This window comes from Nocardia sp. NPDC049526, from assembly GCF_044465765.1.
Lineage (GTDB): Bacteria > Actinomycetota > Actinomycetes > Mycobacteriales > Mycobacteriaceae > Nocardia.
Window position 1 is genome coordinate 561,976 of record NZ_JBITMA010000002.1, and the last position, 24,853, is coordinate 586,828.

22 protein-coding genes are annotated in these 24,853 nt (G+C 65.4%); 9 read left to right on the forward strand and 13 right to left on the reverse strand.

Translation table 11 applies throughout. The annotated features are described in order from the left end of the window. Positions 1-39: 39 nt before the first annotated feature. Complete coding sequence (locus ACIBW7_RS07170; RefSeq protein ID WP_040691943.1) at positions 40-606, forward strand: TetR/AcrR family transcriptional regulator; 567 nt, start codon at positions 40-42, stop codon at positions 604-606. Between the two features lie 154 nt (positions 607-760). Next, positions 761-1,552: an SDR family NAD(P)-dependent oxidoreductase gene (locus ACIBW7_RS07175; protein ID WP_397044984.1), complete on the forward strand. Its 792-nt coding sequence runs from the start codon at positions 761-763 to the stop codon at positions 1,550-1,552. Between the two features lie 75 nt (positions 1,553-1,627). Here the strand turns inward: ACIBW7_RS07175 and ACIBW7_RS07180 are convergent, their stop codons facing one another. Further along, positions 1,628-2,356 carry an ABC transporter permease gene (locus tag ACIBW7_RS07180; RefSeq protein ID WP_397045746.1) on the reverse strand — a complete coding sequence of 243 codons (729 nt, stop codon included), beginning with the start codon at positions 2,354-2,356 and terminating at the stop codon, positions 1,628-1,630. A gap of 26 nt (positions 2,357-2,382) precedes the next feature. Further along, positions 2,383-3,660: a glycosyltransferase gene (locus ACIBW7_RS07185; RefSeq protein WP_397044986.1), complete on the reverse strand. Its 1,278-nt coding sequence runs from the start codon at positions 3,658-3,660 to the stop codon at positions 2,383-2,385. A 98-nt stretch (positions 3,661-3,758) separates the two neighbouring features. On the opposite strand from ACIBW7_RS07185, the gene ACIBW7_RS07190 reads away from it, so the two are divergent. Continuing rightward, positions 3,759-6,323: a cytochrome P450 gene (locus ACIBW7_RS07190; RefSeq protein WP_397044988.1), complete on the forward strand. Its 2,565-nt coding sequence runs from the start codon at positions 3,759-3,761 to the stop codon at positions 6,321-6,323. 42 nt (positions 6,324-6,365) lie between these two features. Then, positions 6,366-7,184 carry an SDR family oxidoreductase gene (locus ACIBW7_RS07195; protein WP_397044990.1) on the forward strand — a complete coding sequence of 273 codons (819 nt, stop codon included), beginning with the start codon at positions 6,366-6,368 and terminating at the stop codon, positions 7,182-7,184. Positions 7,185-7,548: 364 nt separating this feature from the next. Here the strand turns inward: ACIBW7_RS07195 and ACIBW7_RS07200 are convergent, their stop codons facing one another. Together ACIBW7_RS07200 and ACIBW7_RS07205 are read right to left on the reverse strand one after the other, a co-directional pair. Next, positions 7,549-8,340 carry a hypothetical protein gene (locus tag ACIBW7_RS07200; RefSeq protein ID WP_397044991.1) on the reverse strand — a complete coding sequence of 264 codons (792 nt, stop codon included), beginning with the start codon at positions 8,338-8,340 and terminating at the stop codon, positions 7,549-7,551. 50 nt (positions 8,341-8,390) lie between these two features. Next, on the reverse strand, positions 8,391-8,900 hold the full coding sequence (locus tag ACIBW7_RS07205) for a MarR family winged helix-turn-helix transcriptional regulator (protein WP_397044993.1): 510 nt from the start codon (positions 8,898-8,900) through the stop codon (positions 8,391-8,393). 149 nt (positions 8,901-9,049) lie between these two features. On the opposite strand from ACIBW7_RS07205, the gene ACIBW7_RS07210 reads away from it, so the two are divergent. The 4 genes from ACIBW7_RS07210 to ACIBW7_RS07225 all read left to right on the forward strand — a co-directional run bounded on the left by ACIBW7_RS07210 (position 9,050) and on the right by ACIBW7_RS07225 (position 11,720). Continuing rightward, on the forward strand, positions 9,050-9,472 hold the full coding sequence (locus ACIBW7_RS07210; RefSeq protein ID WP_397045748.1) for a cupin domain-containing protein: 423 nt from the start codon (positions 9,050-9,052) through the stop codon (positions 9,470-9,472). Positions 9,473-9,596: 124 nt separating this feature from the next. After that, the gene (locus ACIBW7_RS07215) at positions 9,597-10,013 is read left to right on the forward strand and encodes an acyl-CoA thioesterase (RefSeq protein ID WP_397044995.1); all 417 of its coding nucleotides are present in this window, start codon (positions 9,597-9,599) and stop codon (positions 10,011-10,013) included. Between the two features lie 273 nt (positions 10,014-10,286). Continuing rightward, entirely contained in the window at positions 10,287-10,745 is a 459-nt protein-coding gene (locus tag ACIBW7_RS07220) for a hypothetical protein (RefSeq protein ID WP_397044997.1), read from the forward strand. A gap of 12 nt (positions 10,746-10,757) precedes the next feature. Continuing rightward, positions 10,758-11,720, forward strand: coding sequence for a hypothetical protein (locus ACIBW7_RS07225; protein ID WP_397044999.1), 963 nt, complete (start codon positions 10,758-10,760; stop codon positions 11,718-11,720). A gap of 66 nt (positions 11,721-11,786) precedes the next feature. On the opposite strand, the gene ACIBW7_RS07230 is transcribed toward ACIBW7_RS07225, so the two are convergent. The 3 genes from ACIBW7_RS07230 to ACIBW7_RS07240 all read right to left on the reverse strand — a co-directional run bounded on the left by ACIBW7_RS07230 (position 11,787) and on the right by ACIBW7_RS07240 (position 15,031). Continuing rightward, on the reverse strand, positions 11,787-12,020 hold the full coding sequence (locus ACIBW7_RS07230) for a helix-turn-helix domain-containing protein (RefSeq protein WP_062991895.1): 234 nt from the start codon (positions 12,018-12,020) through the stop codon (positions 11,787-11,789). A gap of 152 nt (positions 12,021-12,172) precedes the next feature. Beyond that, entirely contained in the window at positions 12,173-13,804 is a 1,632-nt protein-coding gene (locus tag ACIBW7_RS07235) for an ABC-F family ATP-binding cassette domain-containing protein (protein WP_397045001.1), read from the reverse strand. A gap of 150 nt (positions 13,805-13,954) precedes the next feature. Next, positions 13,955-15,031 carry a phage tail tip lysozyme gene (locus ACIBW7_RS07240; RefSeq protein ID WP_397045003.1) on the reverse strand — a complete coding sequence of 359 codons (1,077 nt, stop codon included), beginning with the start codon at positions 15,029-15,031 and terminating at the stop codon, positions 13,955-13,957. Between the two features lie 162 nt (positions 15,032-15,193). Here ACIBW7_RS07240 and ACIBW7_RS07245 point away from each other — a divergent pair, with 162 nt between their 5' ends. Continuing rightward, positions 15,194-15,958 (forward strand): SDR family oxidoreductase, encoded by a 765-nt coding sequence (locus ACIBW7_RS07245; RefSeq protein WP_397045005.1) that lies wholly within the window; start codon positions 15,194-15,196, stop codon positions 15,956-15,958. A 57-nt stretch (positions 15,959-16,015) separates the two neighbouring features. Here ACIBW7_RS07245 and ACIBW7_RS07250 read toward each other — a convergent pair whose 3' ends face one another. Genes ACIBW7_RS07250 through ACIBW7_RS07275 form a run of 6 tightly spaced genes read right to left on the reverse strand, consistent with a single transcriptional unit; the run spans position 16,016 to position 24,408 of the window. After that, entirely contained in the window at positions 16,016-18,253 is a 2,238-nt protein-coding gene (locus ACIBW7_RS07250; protein ID WP_397045006.1) for an MMPL family transporter, read from the reverse strand. A 20-nt stretch (positions 18,254-18,273) separates the two neighbouring features. Continuing rightward, positions 18,274-19,692: a cytochrome P450 gene (locus ACIBW7_RS07255; protein ID WP_397045008.1), complete on the reverse strand. Its 1,419-nt coding sequence runs from the start codon at positions 19,690-19,692 to the stop codon at positions 18,274-18,276. Positions 19,693-19,747: 55 nt separating this feature from the next. Then, entirely contained in the window at positions 19,748-20,776 is a 1,029-nt protein-coding gene (locus tag ACIBW7_RS07260) for an NAD-dependent epimerase/dehydratase family protein (protein WP_397045010.1), read from the reverse strand. Continuing rightward, entirely contained in the window at positions 20,773-22,464 is a 1,692-nt protein-coding gene (locus ACIBW7_RS07265) for a fatty acid CoA ligase family protein (protein WP_397045012.1), read from the reverse strand. Before ACIBW7_RS07265 ends, ACIBW7_RS07260 begins: the two co-directional genes overlap by 4 nt. Then, positions 22,461-23,369 carry a hypothetical protein gene (locus ACIBW7_RS07270; protein ID WP_397045014.1) on the reverse strand — a complete coding sequence of 303 codons (909 nt, stop codon included), beginning with the start codon at positions 23,367-23,369 and terminating at the stop codon, positions 22,461-22,463. Before ACIBW7_RS07270 ends, ACIBW7_RS07265 begins: the two co-directional genes overlap by 4 nt. Before the next feature lies 1 nt (position 23,370). Beyond that, on the reverse strand, positions 23,371-24,408 hold the full coding sequence (locus ACIBW7_RS07275) for a 3-oxoacyl-ACP synthase III family protein (RefSeq protein WP_397045015.1): 1,038 nt from the start codon (positions 24,406-24,408) through the stop codon (positions 23,371-23,373). Between the last annotated feature and the right edge of the window lie 445 nt (positions 24,409-24,853).

Below are 24,853 nucleotides of genomic sequence, written 5' to 3' on the forward strand. Positions count from 1 at the left end.
ACATTGCATTGCCCGCTTCGCTCGGAGGAGCCCGCCGAAATGCCCAAAGTCAGTGATGATCACCTCGCCGCCCGGCGTAGTCAGATTCTGGACGGGGCGCGGGCCTGTTTCGCCGAGTACGGGTACGACGGTGCGACCGTCCGCCGCCTGGAAGAGGCCATCGGCCTATCTCGCGGCGCGATCTTCCACCACTTCCGGGACAAGGACGCCCTGTTCCTCGCGCTGGCCCAAGAAGATGCCGACCGCATGGCCGATGTCGCGGCCAATCAGGGTCTGGTGCAGGTCATGCGCGATATGCTCGCCCATCCGGAGCAATTCAATTGGCTCGGAACCCGTTTGGAGATCGCGCGCCGCCTGCGCACCGATCCGGAATTCCGCGCGAGCTGGACCCAGCGCTCCGCCGAACTGACCGCCGCCACCCTCGCGCGACTGGAACGCCGCAAGGCCGCGGGCGCCCTCCGCGACGACGTCCCCACCGACGTCCTCCTCGGCTACCTCGACCTCGTCCTCGACGGTCTCATCGCCCGCATAGCCTCCGGCCACACCAACGAAAACCTCTCCGCCGTACTGGATCTCGTAGAAGCCTCGGTTCGCCGCAAGGAGTGAATCAGCCGCGGCATCCCCGCGCGAACCGTCCGGCAGCAGCGCAGAATCCACCGAGCGCGACCAGTTCCTGGACTGAAGGCAGCTGCCGCCCACGACGACACCGTGCAACCACGGATGCGTCACGGAATGCGGGATCTCGACAATAATCGTCGACATGGAACTGAACGGAGCACGCGTCCTGATCACCGGCGCGACGGGCGGGATCGGGGTCGCGATCGCCGCTGCAGTCACCGCACGGGGCGCGAACGTGGTGCTGTCCGGACGGCGAGCCGAAGCACTCGACCAGGTCGCGACCCGGTTCGGCGCACGGGCGGTGGTCGCGGACCTCGCTGGCCCGGGTGGTGCCGAGAAGCTGCTCGAGGAGGCCGGTGACCTCGATGTCGTCATCGCCAATGCCGCCCTGCCCGGTTCGGGCGACCTGCTCGACTATTCGCTGACCGAGATCGATCGGGCGCTGGAGGTCAATCTGCGCGCCCCCATCGTGCTTGCCCGCCTCGCCGGTGCGCAGATGGCCGAACGTGGCAAGGGACATCTGGTCTTCATCAACTCCCTGTCCGGCAAGGCCGCATCCGGTAAGGCGGCGATGTACAACGCGACCAAATTCGGACTGCGCGGCTTCGCTTTGGCCTTGCGCGCCGACCTGCAAAGCCGCGGCGTCGGTGTCTCCTCGATCTACCCCGGATTCGTCAGGGACGCGGGCATGTTCGTCAAATCCGGAGCGGCCGTACCACCGGGCGTCGGCACCCGAAGCCCGGAAGACGTCGCGAACGCCGTGGTCCGAGCGATCGAACGGAACATCGCCGAAACCGACGTAGCCCCCATCCCGGTCCGCCTCGGCGCGACATTGGCCCTGATCGCCCCCAATCTCTCGAGCCACGTCCAGCGTCTCTTCGGCGCCGACAAGGTCATGACCGAGCTAGCCGCTGGTCACCGCAATATGCGCTGAGCCCTACGACGGGATGCGACGCATTCCCGCAACACACGGTCGCCTCGATCTTCGACGTGGGCGCATACGACCTGCTCAGTGGTGGGACAAGCGACTGAATACGATGCCGGCGCCGGTGAATCCGAGGGTGCAGAGAAGGGCGCACCAGAGGAGGGCGAGGGGGGCATTGTGGCCGGTGTCGAAAGAGTTCAGGAGTCCGCGCACGGTTTCGATGATGGGGGTGGCGGGTTGGTAGTCGGCGAAGCCGCGGAGCCAGTGGGGCATGGTGGTGGTTTGGACGAAGGCGCTGCTGATGTAGGGGATGAACATGATGGCGTAGGTGAGGCCGCCGGCGGCTTCCGGGTTCTTGGCGACCAGGCCGAGGGCGACGGCGATCCAGGAGATGGCGGTGACGAACAGGGTGATTACCGCGAGGGCCGCCAGCCAGCCGAGTGGACCAGCCTCGGGGCGGTAGCCGAGTGCGAGCGCCACCGTAACCGCGATCGCGATGGCCGCGAGATTACGGACAACACCCTCGGCGACGTGGCCGGCGAGCACGGCCTGGCGGAACATCGGCAGGGTGCGGAAGCGGTCGATGCTGCCCCTTGTCATGTCCGTGGAGACCGCTGTGGCGGTGATCGATGAGCCGAAACCCGTGCACAGCAACATGATTCCGGGCACCACGTAGTCGAGATAGGGTCCGCCGACATCGATGGCACCGCCGAAGACGTAGGTGAACAGCAGCATCACCAGAATCGGCATGAGCAGCGAAATGATCAGGGTGTCGCGGCTGCGCAAGGTGTGCCGGGCACAGCGGCGGAACATGACGAGAGTGTCGGCGAAGACGTCGGTCACCGGGCGGCGGCTTCGATGATGTCGGCGGTGCGGGCGGCGGCATCCTCGACGCTCAGTGTCTTCGCGAATTCCGCTGCGCGGGAGCGGCGTTCGCGCGTCAGCAGCGATGCGACGCCCTGTTCCAGCCGAGCTTCGGTAAGTCGTGTGAACGGCAGATGCGCCCCCACCCCGAGGCGCTCGACCTGCCCGCCCCACATCGGCTGTTCGAACGACACCGAGCACACCAGCGTCGGCAATCCGGCGCGCAGACTCTCGAACAATGTCCCGATACCGCCGTGATGCACCGCCGCTGCGCAATACGGAAAAACCAGATCGTGCGCGAACGGACCGACAACCTTCACATTCGGCCCCGCCTGCGCATCGGCAATATCCAGATCACTCCAACCCGCACTGACCAATGCACGCACACCCAAACGAGCAGACACCTCGGTTACCATCGCCAGCACTGAGGCCGTATCCCGAATGGGCATACTGCCGAATCCGAAGAAAACCGGCGGCTCCCCCGCCTCGATCCACGAAAGAATGCCCGCGTGGTCACCGGCCAGATCACCGACGGCCTCGCGGGCAGCGTGATCGAGCGTCAGAAATCCGGTGAACGGCCTGCGCTCATCCCATTGTTCGGGCAATCCGGGAACCAACGCCGGATCGTAGATCTGCACCTCGGGAACATGCGCGCGCGCCAATACTGCTGCGGTGCTCGCCCGCGATTTCGGCAGCCCGAGCGTCGCACGTAGATCGTTGAGATAACGCATGAACACCACCCGGCGCAGATTCTCCGCGACCGCCCACGTCGCACGATTCACAGCTGCGGGCGGATGCCACCGCGGCGGCAGCGCACCCGGAAACGGATATGCGCCATTACTCCGGCAGGGGAAATAATGCAGGCTGACCAGTGGAACCCCCATTGCCTCCGCAACCGAACCGGCCCGGTCCTCGGTGACGGTGCTCGCCACGATCAGATCCGCACCCGTGCAAACGTCGATGACTTCTCGATTCATCTGCTGGGCATAATCGGCCATCTGCCGGGCTACCAATTGCATGAGCCGCAAGGTGTTGCCCGCGGCCAGCGCCCGCTGCCCGGTGTCCGAACTGTAGAGCTGCTGCACATCCGGTCCGCAGGCGACCGCGGCAAGCCCGGTGGCCGTAGCGAATTCGACCAGATTCGGCGGCGCCCCGAGCAGCACATCATGGCCGCGACGGCGCAGCTCGAGTCCCAGCGCCACGACGGGCTGGACATCACCGCGGGTTCCGGTGAGCGGAATCGCTATTTTCACGGCGGCTCTTTCGGTATCGGGTCCCCTGACGACGCCGACCGGATATTCCACAGAATTAAGGGCTCCGCGCGGCGGCGATGTGTCAGTACAGTGCCATTGTGCACATAGCGATGTTCATGGACTACCACCCGGCCACCCTCGGTGGAGTCCAGACCGCCGTCGCTTCGCTGTGCCGTGGACTCGAACGCGCAGGTCACCACGTCACCCTGTTCGTCGCGCCGCAGCCGGGTGCCGGTGAACTCCCGAATGTGGTGCCGCTGCGCGCCGCCGGTGGTCTCGCGGTGAACGGATTCCCGGTCGTGCTGCCGACGACGCACAATGCCGAACTCATCGACGCCGCCTTCGCCGCACGCGGCCCGATCGACCTCGTGCACACCCATACCACCTACGGTGTCGCCATTGCCGGCATGAAAGCCGCACGGCGACACCGGATTCCGCTGATCCACACGGCTCAGAGCCGCGACGACGCGTTCATCGAGAACACCTCGCCCGCACCGTATCCGGCGGCGCTGGCCCTGCGCGCCCTGCACGGCCGGTTCGTACCGCACGATCAGCACATGCCGCACCGCGCCGAAAGCCGTGCGGCACGCCATGCCTGGTGGACGATCGTCGGTCAGGCCCAAGCCGCGGATCGGGTCATCGCGCCGACCCGGCATTTCGCCGACCAACTGCTCGCCCACGGTCTGACCCGGCCGCTTCGCGTGGTATCCAACGGTGTCGATGACGAGCTCATCGAAAACATCAGCGGCGCACCGATTTTCGAGCACGTCATCGAAGCGCCACTGCGGCTGATCTGGTGCGGGCGGCTGTCGGCCGAGAAGCGGCTCCTCGCCGCGATCGAGGCGGTGCGGTATCTCGACGACTGCACTCTCGACGTCTACGGTGACGGCGACCTGCAGATCCAGGCGGCCGCCGCCATCACCGAATATCGACTCGCCGACCGAATCCGCTTGCACGGCAGGGCCACGCAGGCCGAATGCCTCGCTGCCATGTCCGAAGGCGACGCACTGCTGTTCCCCTCCAACGGTTTCGACACACAAGGCATGGTCCTGTTGGAGGCGGTGGCGGTCGGCCTGCCGATCATCTACTGCGATCCCGATCTCGACGAATCGGTCCCTGCCGGTGGCGGCATTCGCACCGCCGATCCGTCGCCGGTCGCGATCGCCGACACCATCGCCGAGCTCGCCGTCGATCGCACCACGCTCGCGGAAATGCGCCAGATCCTCGGTAAATACGGCGACTCGGTGCTCCAGTCACAGCACATCGGGACCGTGCTCGAAATATATCGACAGGCTCGGGCCGAGTCCGCGCGCAGCCCGGAACTGGTCATGCCGCAATCGCTTTCGGAAGTACCCACCGCACCTGGTCAACTGCCACTGGTCGGCCACAGTCTGCGGGCCCTGCGCGACGCTCCGGGCTTCGTCACCTCGCTGGCCGATCTCGGCCCGATCGTGCGCCTCCGCTTCGGCCAGAAGACCGGATATCTGCTCACCACACCGGATCTCGTGCGCGAGGTCGGGCTCGGCGATGCCGAACTCAATCGGGACGATCTGCGTGAGGCCATCGAGGATGTCGCGGGTGGATCTGTCAATGTTCTGCGCGGTGAGGAACACAAGCTGCGGCGGCGCATGATCTCGCCCGCGCTGCGGCAGAGCCGGCTCGCCGAATACACGCGGTCGGCGGCCGATATCGCCGAAACCTGGTCGGCGGGACTGCCTTCGGGCGGACGAGTGAATCTGATGGACGAGGCGCACGGCCTGATCCTCGACACGGTCTCCTCGACACTGTTCACCGCCGAGTTCAGTGATAACGCACGCCGCGAGATCCGGGACAGCGTCCCATGGCTGCTCAGTCAGGTCATTCTGCGCACCGCGCTTCCCCCTCATGTGCGCCGACTGCGGCTCATCTCGAACTGGCGCTGGCGCACCAAGGCTCGCCACCTGCGCACGGCCATCGGTGCTGTTATCGCCGAATACCGCCGCCGTGACGAGGATTTCAACGATGTGGTCTCGGCGCTCATCCGGCACACCGACAGCGAGACCGGCGCGACGCTGTCCGATGAGCACATCATCGACGAAGCGATCCTCATGCTGGCCGGCGGCGTCGGCTCGATGGCATCGCTTACCGGCTGGCTCTGGCACGAGGTCATGCGCCGCCCGCACATCGCCGAGCGGTTGTATGCCGAACTCGACGACGTCGTCGGAACGGGCCTGGTCCGCGCCGATCATCTCGGCGCACTCCCCTACCTGAAACAGGTTGTGGCAGAGACACTCCGGTTCTGGGGGCCGTGGATCAGCGCGGGTACTGCTGACGGCGACGTCACCATCGGCGGACTCACCGTTCCGGACGGCACGGCAATCATGTTCTCGCCCTACCTGGTTCAGCACCACAAGCGCTATTACGCCGATCCGGAATCGTTCGACCCGGAACGCTGGTCGCCCGAGCGGGCCGCCGATATCGATAAGAAGGCCAACCTCTCGTTCGGCGTCGGCCGCCGCCGCTGCCTCGGCGACCATTTCGCCATGATCGAGATCGGCCTCGCCGCCGCCGCACTGCTGGCCCGCTGGCGCCCGACACCCGACCCGAACTACACGGTGCGCGCCTCCAATCGAGACTTCGTCCTGTCGCCCTCGGCGCTGCCGGTTACGCTGCACCGGCGTTGAATACTTGCTTGGAGTGCACTCCAGGTCGCTAGCGTGGGACGCATGAGCAAAGTTTGGTTCATCACCGGAGTCTCGCGAGGATTCGGCCGTGAATGGGCACTCGCCGCATTGGAGCGCGGCGATCGAGTGGCCGGTACGGCGCGCGATACCAGCGCACTCGACGATCTCGTCGCCAAGTATCCGGATACCTTCCTGCCACTGCGCCTGGACGTCACCGATCGGGACGGCGATTTCGCCGCGGTACAGCAGGCCGCCGAGCGATTCGGGCGACTCGATATCGTGATCAACAATGCCGGCTACGGTCAGTTCGGCATGATCGAGGAACTCAGCGAGGACGAGTTCCGCGCACAATTGGAAACCAACGTCTTCGGCGCACTGTGGGTCACCCAGGCAGCGCTGCCGATCCTGCGAGCCCAGGGCAGCGGCCACATCATCCAGGTCTCGAGCATCGGCGGCATCGCCGCGTTCCAGAACCTGGGCGCATATCACGCGTCGAAGTGGGCGCTCGAAGGCTTCTCCCAAGCACTCGCGCAGGAGGTAGCCCCCTTCGGCATCCACGTCACCCTGGTCGAACCGGGCGGATTCGGCACCGACTGGGCAGGCCCCTCGTCCCGGCATGCCACCCCGCTCCCGGCCTACGATGCGGCCAGGGCGGCACGCGCCGCCCAGCGTGCGGCGGTGCGCCAAGGCGATCCGGCCGCCACTGGCACCGCCATCCTCGCGGTCGTCGACGCGTCCGAGCCGCCGCTGCGTATTTTCCTCGGCGCGGCCCCGTTGACCATCGCCACCGCGGAATACGAATCCCGCCTGGCGCTCTGGCGCGAATGGCAACCGATTTCCGCTGCCGCGCAGGGTGACTGAGCCGAACAGCTCGAGTACGGCGCCGCCGGGAAAGTGGGGATGATGGTGGACCCATCCCGGCGACGCCGACTATCCGAGACCGCGCCCTCGCTGGCCGACGGCACGGGTACAGGCCGAAAAGGGGACGACCTGTCGCCTCCCCGCCGTCGGGGAAGCCACGGACGCCTCCATGACCCCTCGATCGAAACCCGATGACGCATCAGCGAATTCAGACTCTACGACGCGACCACCCGAGTACACCGCATCCTTCCAGCGAATTAGGGACTGTGACGCACGCTACAACGCACATCGACGCAGGTAACAACCCGAATCGGCGCACCCGTCCGGATTTCCCCGACTTCAGGTACGAAACGCCCCCGGCAGATCAGTAGTTGGCGTTCAGATAGTCGGCGGCATGGGTCGTCCACAGGACATTCGTACCGGGCATATTGTGTCCGGAGTAGAGCACGTGCTGACCGTCCGGCCACGGCGTCAGATAGCCGATGACACCATTGACCGCGGTCGCATAGCGATCGAGATTGCCGATCGGATCGTTCATCAGGAAACGCAGCAATTCGGCGAAGATCAGCGGGGCCACATTACCGATGCGGGCGCCTTCGACGAACGAGAACGGCGAGATGCCGACATCGATCACCCGCAGCGGCGAGTCGCCCGGTGACGCGGTGATGATATCGCCCGGATTCGCGTACTCCTTGACATCGAGTGCGGGCCAGGCGCCGCGTTCCCCATGCAGGCCGTAAGTCGTTGCCGGACACAGATTGCCGACCGACTGGCCACGTTTGCGCAGTGGGTTGGCGATATTGACGGCGAAGGCGATTTCCAGCGGCGAGCCGTCGGTGTTCTTGTACTTACCCGACCGCACTCCCTCCAGAATCCTGCTCGCGCAGATACTTCCGAGCGAATAACTCAACAACCCGCAGACATTCGGTGAGTCCTGAATCGCTTTCACGCCCGCCGCGACACCGAGCCGGATCGAGGTATCCAGCGAAGGGCCCCACAGATCCGGGCTCAGCCCGACCGAAGCGGGCCAATCCGGCTCGAAAGCGGTGAAACGGCCGGGATCAAGCAGTTTCGTGACATCGTGCAGCATGCCGGCGGGCGTCCCATTGGTATTCCGCGGTTCACCCGTGCCGCGGAGGGTGATGATGTCGATCATCACCCCATGGTGAACCCATGACCGAGCCAGCACCCGAGTAGCGAACTACCCTATTTCGCGCCACCCTCGAGGCTGCCGAGCAGTACCCGGGCGATCCGATCCAGGTCGCGGCGATCCTTCGCCGAAAGCACCGACAACATCCTGGTTTCGTTCTCGGTATGCGCGGTGACGACTTTGTCGATCAGCGTGCGTCCCGTCTCGGTGAGCGCCACCCGGATGGCGCGACGATCCTGCGCATCCGCGATGCGCCGGACCAACCCCGCCGACTCCAAACGGTCGAGCCGCCCGGTCATTCCGGCGCGCGACAGCATCAGCGTGTCGGCGAGCACCGACGGGTTCAATTCGAACGGCTCGCCCGAACGACGCAGTGCGGCAAGCACATCGAACTCGCCGCGCTGCAGCCCGTGCGCAATGAAGACCGCCTCGATATCCCGCTGCGCGACCACGAGCAGCCGACCCAGCCGCCCGATCACGCCCATCGCCTCCAGCTCGAGGTCCGGCCGCTCCCGCCGCCACTGCTCGACGATCGTATCCACCGGATCCCGTTCCATCTCACCCATGGACAAGATTCTATTCGCTGCTATATAGTTCGGTAGCGAATTATCAATCAACGAATCAATTGGAGAGCATCGTGAACGCCACCACCGACCGCAACTTCGCCATCCGCCAGCCGCAGGATGCCGAGACGCTGGTGACCCCCTCGGTCACCATGCGCCTGCTCATCGACTCGAACGAGGCGGGCGGCGCGGTCAGCCACCTGGAGGTCGATATGAACAAGGGCGCAGACGGCGCGGCACCGCACTACCACACCAAGTCGGACGAGCTGTTCTACGTCGCCGACGGCGAACTGCAGGTACTGGCCGGGGACAAGATCGTCACCGTCGGAGCAGGCGGATCGATCGTCGTCCCCAAGCTCATGCCGCACGCCTTCGGCGCCACCCCGGACAGCTCCGCGCGGATCCTGATCGCCCTGATGCCCGCGGTGGAGCGCTTCGGCTACTTCCGCCTGCTCGACCGGCTGGTCAAGGGTGAGGCCACCTTCGAAGAACTGGCGGCATCCCAGGAGGAATACGACAACTGGTTCGTCGAGTCGCCCGAGTGGTGGGCCGAACGCAACGCGAACCGGCAGTGACGTTCGCCTCGCAACGACGGATGCGGATGAATCACGACGGGATATGCGCGCGGCCCACCGACTGTGGCGCAGGCATCAGCCGGAAACGGGAACAATCCTCGCGCGCGCGAGGGTTCGACCGACTATGACCTTCAGCGTTCCCGTCGTCGTCCGCGGCTACGAACTCGATACCCTCGGCCATCTGAATCAGGCCGTGTATCTGCAGTACGCCGAGCACGCCCGCTGGGAACTGCTGCGGGCGGCCGGAATCGGCGGCGACAAGCTGATCTCCGGTGGCATCGGCCCGGTCGTGTTGGAGACCAACATCAAGTATCGACGCGAACTGCGCGGCGGCGACGAGATCGCAGTCACCTGCGAATTCCAGTGGGACGGCGGCAAGATCTTCCGAATCCGCCAGGAGATGCGCAAGCTCGACGGTACTGTCGCAGCAGAGGTCGAGGTGGTACTCGGCATAATGGATCTCACCGTACGCAAACTGGTCGCCGATCCCGGCGAACGCTTGCGCGCCATCGCCGAACAACCGGATCTGCTCGGACTTTGAACCGCGGCGGGCAGATCCACGCCAACGGATGCACGGCCGCCAATCCCGGGCAATATCGACCGCGCCGAACCGTTCGGAATTAGCTCGCGGATTGCCGGAGCCTAGTCGGGCATATACCGAAAAACTTTCGGCGCTAGCACATCCCGAGCCGAAATCTGGTTTGCCAGCGGCGGTGAAATCTCGCGATCCGGACCGTGCGAGACCCCTTGCGCGATATGATCCAGTTCCCGCTCGGGGGTCCTGGCAAATCGCGAGCAGATCGGAGAGCTCACTATGACCGACGCAATCCACCTCCCCGGTACCGGGCCGGCGGGTGACCGCGTTCCCGCGTTGCAGGGACTGCTGGTGGCCGAGTCGGAACGAGATTTCACGGTCAGAGTGACCGAAGGAACCTGGACCTTCCGCCGCGACGATGTACTTCGGGTCCTCGATTGGACCGACAGCGCGACCACCGAGCGTGACGGCCGCCCGGTGCTGATGGATATCCGCCCCGGCGCCACCGCCGATTTCACCCGCCGCCTGCGCATCGACCTCGTCGACCGGCCGATGACGCTGGCCGAGGAGCCCTCCGCGGCACTGGGAGATGAAGCGCTGCAACAACTCACCGCATCCTGGGCCGACAGCCTGCAGCTCGCCGATTGTCCGGGCGTCAGTGGAGCGACCTTCACCTACTGCCAAACCAAATCGCTCGCGACAAGCGACGACGGCATAAACTGCGACAGCCTCGACTGAACAGGACTGCGCATGGCGGCGCGCCGGACAGGTTCGGTCCTCATCGTCTCCGAATCCGATGATCTGCACGGAACCGCGATGGCGGCGACGTTGCGAGAACACCACGGGCTCAGCCCGATTCAGCTCGACCTGCGCGACTTCCCGCGCGAATCCGGAAGTTTCCGGCTCGATCGGCACGGCACCACGCGATCGCTGTCCCATGTGATCGGACTCGACGACGTCCGCTCGGTCTGGTGGCGCAGACCGCATCCCGCACAGGTTCCGGCGGGCGTGCGCGCCTCGGACGATGCCTACCGCCAAGCCGAATGCGACGGCTTCATCCAGGGCCTGCTGTGGTCGATTCCGGCGTACTGGGTCAACGATCCCGGCGCCGATCGCACCGCGAGCCGCAAGATCGTCCAGTTGGAGACCGCGCGGCGAGCCGGTTTCGTCATCCCGGAAACCCTTATCACCAATGATCCGGACGAGGCGCGAAGCTTCGTCGAATCACGTTCGGGCTCGGTGGTTTACAAGCGAACCGGCACCGGACGCGCAGAATTCGCCGAAACCCGGATCATTACCAAGGCCGACTTCGGCCGCCTCGCGGGCATCCGCTCCGCGCCGACCACCTTCCAGGACTACGTCGAGGCGCAGTGCGATCTGCGTGTGGTGTGGATGGACGGCGTCGAATGGGCGGTGCGCATCGACTCGCAGTCCGGGGTCGGCCGGGTCGATTCCCGGCTGGACACCAGTGTCGACTTCGTACCGGAGCATCTGCCCGCCTCGGTCAGCAAGTCGCTGGCCACGCTGATGGGCGCGCTCGGCCTGAGCTTCGGCGTGCTGGATCTACGCCTCGGCCTCGACGGCGAGTACTACTTCCTCGAGGTCAACCCGCAGGGGCAGTTCGCGTATCTGGAGATCAAGACGGGCCTGCCGATGTTCCGCAGCCTCGCCAACCTGCTGGTCAACGGCGATGCCACGGTGCCGGGCTATTAGCACGCTCGATCCCGCTCGGTGTCGGCGAAATCCATTCGCCGACACCGGGGTTCACATCCAGGAACGCTACTGGCCCTTGCGGCGGTTCGCACCGCCGCGGCTGCGGAGCTGCACGTGCGACTCCACCAGCACGTTGTGGATGAACCCGTAGGAGCGGCCGGTCGACCGGGCCAGCGATCGAATGCTGGCACCCGCCTCGTACTGCTTCTTCAGCTGGGTTTGCAAACGGTCTCGTGATTTCCCCGTGACGCGTGTGCCCTTACCCAGTGTGGCCTTGACTTGTGTGGGCCTGTCGCTCATGGCTTCCTCCGAGTCGCCGAGCCGCGTCATTCCAGGCTAGACACTCGAGAAGCTGTGATCAACGGGTCTTTGTGATGAATATCACCGGAGACCCGATCCCGCGAGGTGAAAACCTACCGCCCGCAACGAAACTCCGGCCGGACGACCACGGATCAGGCCAGCTGAATCAGTTCCAAATATTCCGCCGACCAGTGGTCTTCCTGGCCGTCCGGCAGCAAGATCACCCTTTCCGGGGACAGCGCCTCGGCCGCACCCGGGTCGTGGGTGACCAGGACGACCGCGCCCGCATAGGTGCGCAGCGCGTCGAGGACCTGTTCGCGCGAGATCGGGTCCAGGTTGTTGGTCGGCTCGTCCAGCAGCAGCACATTGGCCGCCGAGGAGACCAGCCCGGCCAGCGCAAGACGGGTCTTCTCTCCGCCGGAGAGGGTGCCTGCGGGCTGGTCCAGCTGCGGTCCGGAGAACATGAACGCACCGAGCAGTCCGCGCAGCTCCTGCTCCCCGGCATCCGGTGCGGCATGGCGGATGTTCTCCCACACCGTGGCCTGATCGTCGAGGGTGTCGTGCTCCTGCGCGAAATAGCCGATTTTGAGCCCGTGACCGGGCACGAGACCGCCCGCCGTCGGCGTCTCCACCCCGGCGAGCAGGCGCAGCAGCGTGGTCTTACCCGCGCCGTTGAGGCCGAGTACGACGACGCGGCTGCCGCGGTCGATCGCAAGATCGACGCCGGTGAAGATCTCCAGCGAGCCGTAGACCTTGGTCAGGTTCTCGGCCATCAGCGGGGTCTTGCCGCAGGCGGCGGGTTCGGGGAATTTGATCCGCGCGACCTTGTCGGCCACCCGCACCTCGTCGAGTTCGGCCATCAAGCGGTCCGCGCGCTTGGCCATGTTCTGTGCCGCAGTGGCTTTCGTGGCCTTGGCGCCGAGTTTTGCGGCCTGGGCACGCAGGGCGCCGGCCTTCTTCTCGGCATTGGCGCGTTCGCGACGGCGACGCTGTTCATCGGTGGCACGCGCGTCCAAATATTTCTGCCAGCCCATGTTGTAGACGTCGGCCTCACCGCGCACCGCGTCCAGGAACCAGACCTTGTTCACCACATCGCCGAGCAGTTCGACATCGTGGCTGATCACGATCAGGCCGCCGTCGTGGTTCTGCAGGAAGCCGCGCAGCCAGGTGATGGAGTCGGCGTCGAGATGGTTGGTCGGCTCGTCGAGCAGCAGGATGGTGTCCGAGCGCCCGCCGCTGCCGTCGGAGGCGGCGAACAGGATGCGCGCCAACTCGATTCGGCGGCGCTGACCACCGGAGAGCGTGCGCAGCGCCTGGCCGAGTACCCGGTCGGGCAGGCCGAGGCTGTTGCAGATGCGCGCCGCTTCGCTCTCGGCCACATAGCCGCCGAGCGCCGAGAAGCGTTCCTCCAGCCGACCGTACTTGCGCACCGCCTTCTCGCGTTCGGCATCATCGACCACCTCGGCCATCAGCGCCTGCTGCTTCTCCATATCACGCAACAGGGTGTCCAGGCCGCGAGCGGAGAGCACGCGATCGCGGGCGAGCACGTCCAGATTGCCCTCGCGCGGATCCTGCGGGAGATAGCCGATATCGGTCGAGCGCAAAATCTTTCCGGCGTAGGGCTCGCCCTCCCCTGCCAGAATGCGCAGCGTGGTGGTCTTGCCCGCGCCATTGCGTCCGACCAGTCCGATCCGGTCGCCGGCCTGCACCCGCAGCGCGGGCCCGGGGGCCGACAGCAGGGTGCGGACTCCGGCCCGGACCTCCAGGTCCGTCGCGGTGATCACAGGCTTCTCCTACGGGTACGTGGTGCTGATCGGTTGCTTGCTCGATTGTGCGACGCGAACACGCACAAGAACCACCGATTTTACCCGGCCCCGGAGATGCTACCGACACCCGCGATCCAGGTGTGACCGCGCTAACTCCGCGGCTCCGCGCTAGGCCGCGACGCCTGCCATGCTCGATGCGATGCTGTTGGCATTCGCGACGCGCTGGCCGCGGGCCTCACCGGAGCTGCGTTCGTAGTACTGATCGAACGCCGCCGCCGCGGCACCTGCCGAGTTCGCAGCCTTGATCTGTCCGTACGCACCCGATTCGGTGCCCTGCAGTTCGTGCATCATGAAATCGACCTGGACGTGCCAGTCGGTGACCGACTTGCCCTGAGCGGCGGCGAACGCCTCGAGATTCGTCCGTCGGCCGCCTTCCCACTGGCAGAGGCCGATGGCTCCCTCGCCGGGGTTGTATGCACCGGTATCGAAACCCGATTCGACCTGCATATTGCCCAAGATGCCCGCCGCTTGCTCCGGTGTGAAGCCCTTGCTGAGGAGATACTTATAGATCTCGCTGGCCGTCACCCTCTGACCTGCGCCGATGGGTTGGGCACTTGCGCTGTTGCCAAGACCTGCAGGTCCGGTGGAGTTGCGGCGGTTTCCACCGCTCCCGGTATAGGCGGGGAACTGGTTGCCGCTACCGATCGAATTCGGGGCACTTCCGCTGTGGTCCGATTCCGGGTCGGTGATCTTTCCGGCGTGATCGTCCAGTGCGTCGTACGCGGTCGAAACTGCCTTCGCCGCATTGTCGACTTTCTCATCGATCTGGTTGATGGCGGACATCTGCAACTCGATGCTGCGTGGCAGCGCCACATCAGTCAGATTCGGCACACTGGCCATAATTTCCTTGATGTCGCTCACCAGTTTCGTGACCTCCTTGGTCACGGTGTTGGACACATCGGCCGATTTCGCCGCGATCTGGGCGATGTTGCTGTCCAGCGAGTTCAGATCGTCTTTATATTTCGTATCGTCGTCCTGTTTGGCAGAGTATTTCTTGACGAGATCGCCGTCCTTCAGCTGCGACTCCCCCAGGCCGTTCAGACCCTCGACCGTAATCGACTTCGCCGAGCCGTTGCCGACCGCCTTCACCAACTTCGCCAGTACCGTCTCTATGTGGCTGACGAAGGCGTTGAGGATAGGTGCATCCGGACGCGGCGGCAGCGATGTGTCGACGTCGTCAGCCATATCTCACCTTCCGTCGATACCTCTCCGGCAGCTTAATCGCAGCTAGACGCCCTCCCCTGACCATCGGGTCCCCGCCGGTGGGAACAGTCTTTCCGGCTCGAAATCGCGCAAAAACCGACCGGGCCCATTCGGCGGATTTCAACAGCGGTAGCGTGCCATCACATGACGACCGATCTGTTGGGCAAGAGCGCACTCGTTTCCGGAGCCAGCCGGGGCATCGGCAAGGCCGTCGCGGCGGAACTGCTGCGCCGGGGTGCAAATGTGCTGATCACCGCCCGCAAGCCGGAACCGCTCGAGGAGGCGGCCGCGGAGCTGCGGGCGCTCGGTCATCGGGGCGAGGTCAGCGCACTGGCGGGCAATTCGGGTGATCCGGACAGCCGGGCCGCCGCGGTGGGTCGGGTGGTCTCGGAATTCGGCTCGCTGGACATCCTGATCAACAACACCGGCATCAATCCGGTCTACGGCTCGCTCATGGATGCCGATCTGGAGGCGGTGCGCAAGATCTTCGACGTCAATGTCGTCGCCGCGCTCGGCTATGTGCAGGAGGCCTACAAGGTGTGGATGCGCGAGCACGGCGGTGCGGTGGTGAATGTGGCCAGTGTCGCGGGGCTGCGTTCGACCGGCGTGATCGCGGCGTACGGCGCTTCCAAGGCCGCGCTGATCCGGCTCACCGACGAACTGGCCTGGCAGCTGGGCCCGAATATCCGGGTGAACGCGGTGGCGCCGGGCGTAGTCAAGACGAAGTTCGCCGATGCGTTGTACTCGGCGGATGAGGAGCGTGCCGCGAGCGTGTATCCGATGAAGCGGCTCGGCACGCCGGAGGATGTGGCGCAGCTGATCGGTTTCCTGGTCTCGGATGAGGCCAAGTGGATCACCGGTGAGACGGTCCGCGTCGACGGCGGACTGCTGTCGACCGGCGGAATCTGAACCGTCCCAACAGCACTGATGGCCGTGCGGCCGAATACCGCACGGCCATCGGCGTTTCTATACCCTGGCGGGCTGGCGCAGATCTTCCGGATCGGGCAGCGAGGGCACGGACGGTCCTTCGTCGAATCCGAAACGTTCGTGCAGCTTTTCGAGCGGGCCGGGTGCCCACCAGTTCCAGTCGCCGAGCAGTTTCATCACCGCGGGCAACAGGAAGCCGCGGACCAGGGTCGCATCGACCAGCACCGCCAGCGGCAGCCCGATGCCGAAGGACTTCATGAAGGTGATGTCCGAGGCCAGGAATCCAAGGAACACCAGAGAGATCAGGATCGCGGCGGCGGTGACGATCCGGCCGATCTTCTCCAGGCCATGGGCAACGGCGGACTCGTTCTTGCCGGTGCGTTCGTACTCTTCGAGGATCCGTGACAGCAGGAATACCTGATAGTCCATGGCCAGACCGAAGGCGACACCGAAAAGCATGACCGGCACGGTAGGCGGCAGGTCGCCGGTCACGGTGAAATCGAGCAGGCCGGACAGATGCCCGTCCTGGAAGATCCAGACCAGCGCGCCGAAGGTAGCGGTGAGGCTGAGGGCGCTGAGCACGATCGCTACCAGCGGCAGCACCACGCTGCCGGTCAGCAGGAACAGTACGACCAGCATGATGATCACCACGTAGGCCAGTGCGATGGGCAGCGCCGAGGTCACCGCATCGAGGGAATCGGCGCTCGCGGCCGCGATACCGCCGACCAACCGCTGTGCGGGTGCGGGCACGGCGCGCAACTCCTTGGCCACCCGATCCAGCAGCGCCGGATCGCTGGTGTCCGGTGTTACCGAAAGATATGCGGCGTCCTCGGTTTCGAAGCGCGCGTGCTGTGCCATGGCCGGCGCGAGTTGCCCGCCGTGGGCGTAGCTGCCGGTGGCGGTGTCGACGCGACGGACATTGTCGACTTCGGAGAGTTTCCTGGCGTAGGCGTCCAGCCCGGATTTGCCGTCGGGCAGAACGACGAAGAGTCCATTGGTGTCGGTGGCGGCGAAGTCGCGCTGGATGGTCTCGGTGATCTGCCGATTGTTCATCGACTCCGGCAATGCCCGCTCGTCCGGAAAACCGAGTTTCACACCGAGGAACGGGGTCCCGAGCAGCAGCAGAAAGACCGCCACCGCCAAGCCGATGGGCATCGGCTTGCGCATCACGAATACCGCGAGCCGATGCCAGAAGCCCTCACCGGGCGCGGGGCGTTGCGGTCGGAAGAACCAACCGAGTTGGCCGCGATCGATGCGGCTGCCGAGGAGCAGCAGAATCGCGGGCAGCACGGTCAGCGATACCGTGGCCGCGATCGCCGCGACGGCCAGACCGGCATAGCCCATGGAACGCACCGCGAGCAGCGGAAAGAACAGCAGGCCCGACAGCGCGACCGCGACGGTGACCGCGGAGAAGGCCACGGTACGTCCGGCCGAACGCATGGTCGCGGCGATGGCAGGACCGGTTGCGGCGCCTGCGGCCAGTTCGTCGCGGTAGCGGCTGATGATCAGCAGGCTGTAGTCGATTGCGAGACCGAGGCCGAGCAAAGTGGCGACATTGCTCGCGGTGGCGGCGAGATCGGTGAACAGGGTGATCAGCCACAGCGCGCCCATGGTGATCATCACGGTCACCGCTGCGACGACCAGCGGCAGACTCGCCGCCACCAAACCACCGAATACGAACAGCAGGGCGATCAGAGTGATCGGGAAGGCTATGGATTCGCCGAGTATGGCGTCCTTCTCGCTCTGCTGCACGGTTTCGTGCAACAACATCGCGTAACCGCCGACGCGCACCTGCACCGGCCCGTGCGCGCCACCGTAGCGATCCGCCAGACCGCCGACCTTCTGGTCGACCGCACCCTCCTCGCCGAGAATGCTCGCGACGATCAGCCCTGATTTGCCGTCAGCGCTGCGCAGCGCGGGCGACTTGTCCATCCAGTACGACATGACCCCGGCGACACCAGGCTCATCCTTCAGCTTCAGCGCCAATTTCACTGCGGCCGTTGCCGATTCAGGATCGTCGACCGAGGTGTCGCTGTGCACCAGCAGCACGAAGTTCGGCGGCGCCTGACCGAAGGTATCGCGCAAAATCTCGGTGGCCCGGCTGGATTCACCGCCGGGATCGCTGTAGCCACCGCCCTGCACTTTGTCGAACAACGTCGAGCTGAGCATCCCCATTATCAGCGCGAGACCGGCGAAGACGCCGAGGATCCATTTTGCGCGCTGCGTAGCGATTGCTTGCAGGTCGCTCGAAATGGTCAGCTTGGTCAGTTCGAACACCGCCACACCCTCATCACTCGTTAAGCCGCGCCGCGCTCGCTCCCTGACGAATCCGCGACGTGCCCGGTTTGCACCTGCCTGGCCACCACCCGCATCGGCAGATACTTCGGGTGCACCAAGGCGCCGATCACCGTCTCTTGCACCGCGATACCGGGCATCGGGCGCAGACGCCAGCGCCCGCCGATCGTAGCAACCTGCAGGGCAACCTCGGTGAGCGAGAACACGTTTCCCGGACACTGCCGGGTGCCCATACCGAATGGCAGGTACGCACCCTTGGGTCGGGACTCCATTGCCGCAGGCAGCCAGCGGTCCGGGTCGAATTCATCGGGATTCGGGAAGATAGCCGGATCCCGATGCACCGCAACGGGACACACCAGCAACATGGCGCCCTCCGGCAACGCCTTGCCGCCGAGTTCATAGTTCCCGGGCACATCGCGGACGGTCAGCCACGGCGAGTACATCCGCAGGGTTTCGGTGACGATCCGCTTGGTCAGATCGAGCCGACCGAGATCGGCAAATTCGGCCGGGCGGCCGCCGAGCACCGCATCGATCTCCGCGTGGAAAGCGGCCTCCAGCTCGGGATTTCGGCCCAGCTCGTGGAACACCCAGGACAGCGTCATGCCGGTCGCCTCGGTGCCGCCGACCAGGAAGTTGATCAGCTCGTCGTGCACCTGGGCATCGGTGAGCGCTACACCGTCCTCGTCGCGGGCCTTGATCAGGGTGTCCAGCAAGTCGCCGTGATCCAGGTCCGGGTCGGCGGCCAGGTCCGCACGGTAGGCGGCGATGATCTTGCTGGTCGCCGACTTCATACCGGCGACAAGGCCTTCGAAGCGGCGGTTGCTGGGCAATGGCAACTTGTCGATCCAGGCCGGGCGGGTGACTCGGCGCGCGAGCAACGTCATGACCGGCGTGAGCATCTCGTGGATTTCCGCGCCGGTCTCCGCGCCGAGGTCGCCGCTGAACAGCGCCCCCGCCACAGTGCGCAGCGCCAGATCGTGCATCTCGGTATCGACGACCACCATTTGACCGTCGCGCCAGGCATCGGCCTGTTCCGCGCCCAGACGCGTCATCACGGTGGCGTACTGCGCGATGCGGCCGCGAGCGAAAGCCGGGGCGATCATTCGGCGTTCCCGCTTGTGCTGCGGACCCGACAGCACGGTCACGCCGGTGCCGAGCAGCGCCTCCGCGCGATCGATCATCGAACCCTGATCGGACAGGCCGACGAAGGCCTCGCGGATCAGGTCCGGTTCGGTGACGACGTAGGTGTCGTAGCCCGGAATCTTCACCCGCACCACGGGGCCGAGGTCCGACAGCGTCTGCAGAAAGCGGTACGGCCTGCGCGCGAGGCGGTGTGAATGGCCGATGAGGGGTAGGGCCCCTGGTGCGGTCGGCACCGCATTCGTGCCGGTCGGGCGGCCGACGAGCCGGGTGGTCATCATGGGAGTCTCCTAGGCGTGGATCGACTTTCGCGCACTCGATGGAGGGGGTCGGTTGTCATCCGCGAGCGATGACGGCGTCGACGCCGCCGATCTGTCCGACCCAGTCGACGTAGGCCGCCAGTCCGTCGGCCACCGAGACAGTCGGCGCGTATCCGAAATCCCGGGTGGCGGCACTGGTGTCATAGGTGCTGGAGACGGTCAGCGCCGCAGTGGTCCAGCTGGACAGCGGCGGCGCGTAGCGCTCCTTGATCGCCGGCACTCGCCATATGGTGTCGAAAACCGCTATGACGGCGTCGAATACCGGTTTGGGAATGGTCCGGGTCGGTGGCGTGAGGTCCAAGGCGACGGCGAGATCCTTGACGAACTTCCAGAGGTCGATGTCCTCGGGATCGGCGAGGAAGTAGGCATTGCCCGCGACCTGATCCGAGCGCGCTGCCTGCAGACAAGCCTGCGCGGCATGTTCGCAGTAGGTGATCGACACCATGACGTTCTTGCCGCCGGAGAGGTCGGGCAGCTTGCCGGACTTCAACTTTCGCAGCAGCAGCGTCATCCAGCCCGAGGACCGCGGTCCCCAGATCATCCGCGGTCGCAGCGCGCAGGTCACGAAATCCGGGGTGTTGGTGGCCAGGACGAGCTGTTCGGCGGCGGCCTTGGTCTCCACGTACAGACTCTTCGGGGCGGTCACGTATGGCTCGGACTCGTCGATACCGAAGCGGTCGGTGTCATAGGAGGTCGCCACCGAGGGACTGCTGACGAAGACGAACCGGCCGATACCGGCCGCCTGCGCGGCCTTCATCAGCCGCCGGGTGCCCTCGACATTGGCCTCCCAGAACTGCGCCCGGCTGCCGACCTCGGCGACCAGCCCGGCGCTGTGATACACCACATCGACACCCTTACAGGCGGTGATCAGCGATTCGTAGTCGCCGAGATCGCCTGCCACCGTTTCGAGTTCGGGCACCGTCGACAGGTAGCCGAGATCGCTCGACGGCCGGACGATGGCACGTACCTCATCACCGGCCGCCACCGCGGCGTCGACGAGATGGCTGCCGAGGAATCCGGTCGCCCCGGTGACCAAAGCCTTCATGGCGTCACATCCTTTCCGGCCCATACGGCCAATTCCTCGCGCCCGATCTTGGCGTTGTGCCTGATGTCGACCGGGAACCCGGGATGGGCGCGAAATACCTTGATGGACCTGGTGAATTCGCGCTCGCGCGCGATGGACCACAGCTCCCGCTGCACCCGAGGGATCTCGGATTCCGTCACCCCGGACCGCAATTCGAAGCACAGCACCGGGATCTGAGCACCCGGCTCGCCGACGCCGACGAGCGCGGTGCGGTGCACATCCGGGTGGGTGTTGAAGACCTGCTCGCACTGCACGGTGAACAGGTCGCCGGCCGCGGTGCGGACCCGCTGCGCCGAGCGGCCACAGAACCACAGCCGACCGGACTCGTCCTGCCAGGCCAGATCGCCGACGCGATGCCAACGGCGCACGGTGCCGTCCGGGCGGGTCTCGTCGATCTTGTTGCGGGCATCGGCGGCCGGGTTGCGGTGATAGGCGGTGCTGACTTGCGCACCGGTGGCGACGATTTCGCCGATCTGGCCTGGTGACAGCACAAGGTCGTCGCGCCAGGTGGGGATTTCGTCATCGGAGACGGCGATGATCCGTACCCTGGTATCGCTGTCGGATTCCGCGATCGGGCGGCCGACGCAGGTGCCCGCGCCCTCGGCGGTCTGCTTGCGGGTTTCGTCGAGTTCGGACCATTCGAGGGTGGTCAGCGGCAAGGCCTCGGTCGCACCGTAGGTGGTGAAGACCCGTGCGGACTCACCGAGAGCGGCCCTAACCCCTTCCAGCGCATCGAGATTCGCGGGTGCCCCCATGGAGATGACACGAACCAGACTCGGCAGCGTGATCCCGGTTCTTCTCAGATATTCGCCGAGCGGACCGAGCAGCGCGGGCGATGCGGTGACATCTGTGGCCTGGAAACTCTGGACCACATCGGTAAGCAAGGCCGGATCGGCCTTCGACACCCGCACTGGATCGACCGGCCCGAGCACCACATGCGCACCCTGGAGCAGATCGAAGATGCCGAACAGCGGCACCGAGGTGAGCGAGACGAAACCCGTTGGGCGACCATGCAACTGCTCGATCACCCGCAGTGAAGCGGCGAATCCGGCCCTGGTGAACTCGACGCCCTTGGCCGGTCCGGTACTGCCGGTGGTGAAGGCGATCATCAGCAGATCGTCTGGTCCATGGGTGATTTCGGGTGCAGCCGCACCGGGCGTCTGCCGCATGGCGAGTAAGGTGTGCCCACCCCAGAACGAGCGTCCGGCCGTCACATGCACCCGCACCGAAACGAAGGTGCGCCGCGCCGCCAGCCGAACCAGATGCGCAAGCGGAATTCCGATGAACGCCTCCGCACCGACACTGCGGAAGCAGTGCAGCATACGACGCACGCCCATGCCCGGATCCACCACCACCGGCACCGCACCGACCCGGAACAGCGCGAAGATCACCGCGAAAAGATCGGGATCGGGTTTGACCATGACAATGGTCTTGACGCCCTTGCTGATTCCGATCCGTTCGAAGGCCGCGGCATAGGCCTCGACCCGCGCGCCGAGTTCGGCGAAGGTCAGCACCGCGAAGTCGAGATCCGTTGCGCGCTCGGCACGTTCGGGATGCGCGACCGTCGGATAGCTGATCGCTGGCAGGTCGGCGCGCTGCCGGATCTGATGCGCCAAAAGCGCGCTCAGATCTGCGGGCTCCCGGCTCACCCAGCACCGCCGGCGGGAACGGTGTAGCTCACGCAGCCGGCGATCGGACCGGATCCCGCGGCGACCAGGAGCAATTCGTCACCGGCCGACAGTTCACCGGCCTCGAGCAACTGGTGGTAACCGATGATCAAGCCCGAGCTGCCCGCGTCCAGGTCGCCGGTCGCGGCCTGATGGGCTCGGGCTAAACCGAATTCGCTCGCCAGGGTGGCCGCGAAGTCGGGTACCGGATTATTGGTGACCAGTACGCGCTGCCCCTCCGGGCGTTCGGCCAGGTACGGCCGGACCGCGGCAAACGCTGCGCCGCTGACCAATTCGGCGTAGTCGTCGGCGACATCGACGGTGATCGAGCGCTGCCCGTGGTTACCCATCTCCTTCAGATCGAGGTACCCGGCGACACCGGGATGGGTGCCGACCGCGCGTGGCAGCGGCGCCGGAATATGCACGCGGTCGAAGCCGGTGCCCTCATCGATCCCCTTGGTCACCAGCAACGCGGCACCGACCGCGGCATAGCGGAAGTCGGCCGGCACGTGTCCGACGCCGCCGGGGTGGGCGTCGCTGCCGACGATCAGCACCCGCTCGACCGTGCCGTTCTCCAGCAGCGCACCCGCGGCCTGCAATGCGTTGAGCACGCCGCAGGCCCCATTGCGCAGATCGAGCGAGAAACCCGCCCGCGAGGAGCCGGCCTGGTAGTCCAGGTGCATCCCCAATTCCTTCTGGATCAGCGCCGCATTGGACGGTTCGACGATATTGCTGTCGCGGTAGACGCCGACATTGATCAGCACGTCGATATCGTTCGGCTCGACGCCCGCGCCGGAGAGGCACTCCCCGGCCGCCCGCACGGCGTGGTCGATGGAACCCAGGGTGGGGTCGGCGCTGACGGCGGACCGCCGAATAATGAATGTCATTTCATCCCACCAATGCGCTGATAGTTGCCGAAAGGACACCGAAGACCATTCCGGAGGCCGTCGGCACGAAACAGATTTTGGCCCCCTTCGGGATCTCGCCTCGGGAAATGTAGTCGTGCAGCACCAGGAAATGCGTACTTGCCCCGGTGTTGCCATACTTTTCGACGGTCGCCAGCCGCGGCGGCATCGCGGTGCCGTGAATCTTGCTGCCGGATTCGGCGAGCTTCTCGGTGAATCCGACGCCGAGCTGGTGGAACACGATGAAGTCGAACTTCTCGTCGGCGAATGTGGTGCCGCGCTTTGCGAGGATATCGCTGTGGAATTTCGCCCATGTTTCCCGGCGCGGCGCGGCTTGCATGGTGAGATTGTCGGTCAACATGATCATGTTCTCGCTGGCATCGCTCGGTTTGGCAATACACAATGGCGAGTACTCGGCGCAGGTCGTCAGATCGACGTAGTGCAGCACGTCTTCCTCGTCCACCGCGGGGTCCAGAACGATCGCGACCGCGGCATCCGCGAGAGTGAGTGCGGCGAACTGCGGATCGCGCACATCGATGGCCTCGGCGAGTGCGCCCTCGGTCACCGGTGAGATCACCTCGGGCGTGACGACCATGCCATTGCGCACCGCACCGGCGCGAATCAGATTGTCCAGCAGATAGATTCCGGTCATGGTGCCGCCGCAGGCATTCGCCACGTCATAACCGGAGGCATTGACCGCGCCGATGCGCCGGGCGATCTCCTGTGCTGCCGACGGTTCGAAGACCATATGGAATCCGTCGTGCACGGTGGTGCCACCGCAAATGATGATGTCCAGGTCGGCGGCGTCCAATCCGGACTTCGCCAGCGCGTCCTGCGCGGCCCGCGCGCCCAGGGTCAGGGTGTCCTCGCTGGTGCGGTCGACCATATAGCGATGACCGATGCCGGTAATTCGCTCGACGTCGAACTCGCCGCCGCTCGTCATCCGACTCAGTACTTCCGAAGTGGTGTATTCGCCGGCCGGAAGGGCGGCTCCAAGGGCGCGTAATCGGGAAGAATTCACCGTAGCGGTCCTTTCGACAGAGACGGGCAGCACGAACTCCCCGGCTGGCACGACAATGGCTGCGGGCAGATGATGCGGGAATTCCGTTCCACGCGATCGCGAGAACAGAAGATTCCGAAATCAACATTGATTTCGGCAATCGGATCCGGATTGCCCGACCCTGGGCAATCCGTCCGACAACGCCGAGCATACGGCGCACCGGACAATGTGACCAGCCAGATGACAGCACAGTGCTACTGGCGAGTCACATCGTTGCTGGAAAAGCGAGATCTGACATGATCGCATTATGAAGAATGTCACCGTCGATATCCGTGAACTATCACAGCGCAACGGTGACTCGACCGCCCGACAGTAAGCTCCGCAAGACTGACGACCACGCCGACAACGAAGGGGTCCGCCCTGCACACCACCGAACTCGCTGTGCCACACCGACATCCGCGTTCCG

Bases quoted from the DNA above. Each gene is read 5' to 3' on its own strand.
- ACIBW7_RS07260 (WP_397045010.1), bottom strand. From the start codon at position 20,776: ATGAAGGCTTTGGTCACCGGGGCGACCGGATTCCTCGGCAGCCATCTC.
- ACIBW7_RS07195 (WP_397044990.1), top strand. From the start codon at position 6,366: ATGAGCAAAGTTTGGTTCATCACCGGAGTCTCGCGAGGATTCGGCCGT.
- ACIBW7_RS07255 (WP_397045008.1), bottom strand. From the start codon at position 19,692: ATGATGACCACCCGGCTCGTCGGCCGCCCGACCGGCACGAATGCGGTG.
- ACIBW7_RS07200 (WP_397044991.1), bottom strand. From the start codon at position 8,340: ATGATCGACATCATCACCCTCCGCGGCACGGGTGAACCGCGGAATACC.
- ACIBW7_RS07205 (WP_397044993.1), bottom strand. From the start codon at position 8,900: ATGGGTGAGATGGAACGGGATCCGGTGGATACGATCGTCGAGCAGTGG.
- ACIBW7_RS07170 (WP_040691943.1), top strand. From the start codon at position 40: ATGCCCAAAGTCAGTGATGATCACCTCGCCGCCCGGCGTAGTCAGATT.
- ACIBW7_RS07175 (WP_397044984.1), top strand. From the start codon at position 761: ATGGAACTGAACGGAGCACGCGTCCTGATCACCGGCGCGACGGGCGGG.
- ACIBW7_RS07210 (WP_397045748.1), top strand. From the start codon at position 9,050: ATGCGCCTGCTCATCGACTCGAACGAGGCGGGCGGCGCGGTCAGCCAC.
- ACIBW7_RS07225 (WP_397044999.1), top strand. From the start codon at position 10,758: ATGGCGGCGCGCCGGACAGGTTCGGTCCTCATCGTCTCCGAATCCGAT.
- ACIBW7_RS07230 (WP_062991895.1), bottom strand. From the start codon at position 12,020: ATGAGCGACAGGCCCACACAAGTCAAGGCCACACTGGGTAAGGGCACA.
- ACIBW7_RS07245 (WP_397045005.1), top strand. From the start codon at position 15,194: ATGACGACCGATCTGTTGGGCAAGAGCGCACTCGTTTCCGGAGCCAGC.
- ACIBW7_RS07215 (WP_397044995.1), top strand. From the start codon at position 9,597: ATGACCTTCAGCGTTCCCGTCGTCGTCCGCGGCTACGAACTCGATACC.
- ACIBW7_RS07220 (WP_397044997.1), top strand. From the start codon at position 10,287: ATGACCGACGCAATCCACCTCCCCGGTACCGGGCCGGCGGGTGACCGC.
- ACIBW7_RS07180 (WP_397045746.1), bottom strand. From the start codon at position 2,356: ATGTTCCGCCGCTGTGCCCGGCACACCTTGCGCAGCCGCGACACCCTG.
- ACIBW7_RS07270 (WP_397045014.1), bottom strand. From the start codon at position 23,369: ATGACATTCATTATTCGGCGGTCCGCCGTCAGCGCCGACCCCACCCTG.
- ACIBW7_RS07240 (WP_397045003.1), bottom strand. From the start codon at position 15,031: ATGGCTGACGACGTCGACACATCGCTGCCGCCGCGTCCGGATGCACCT.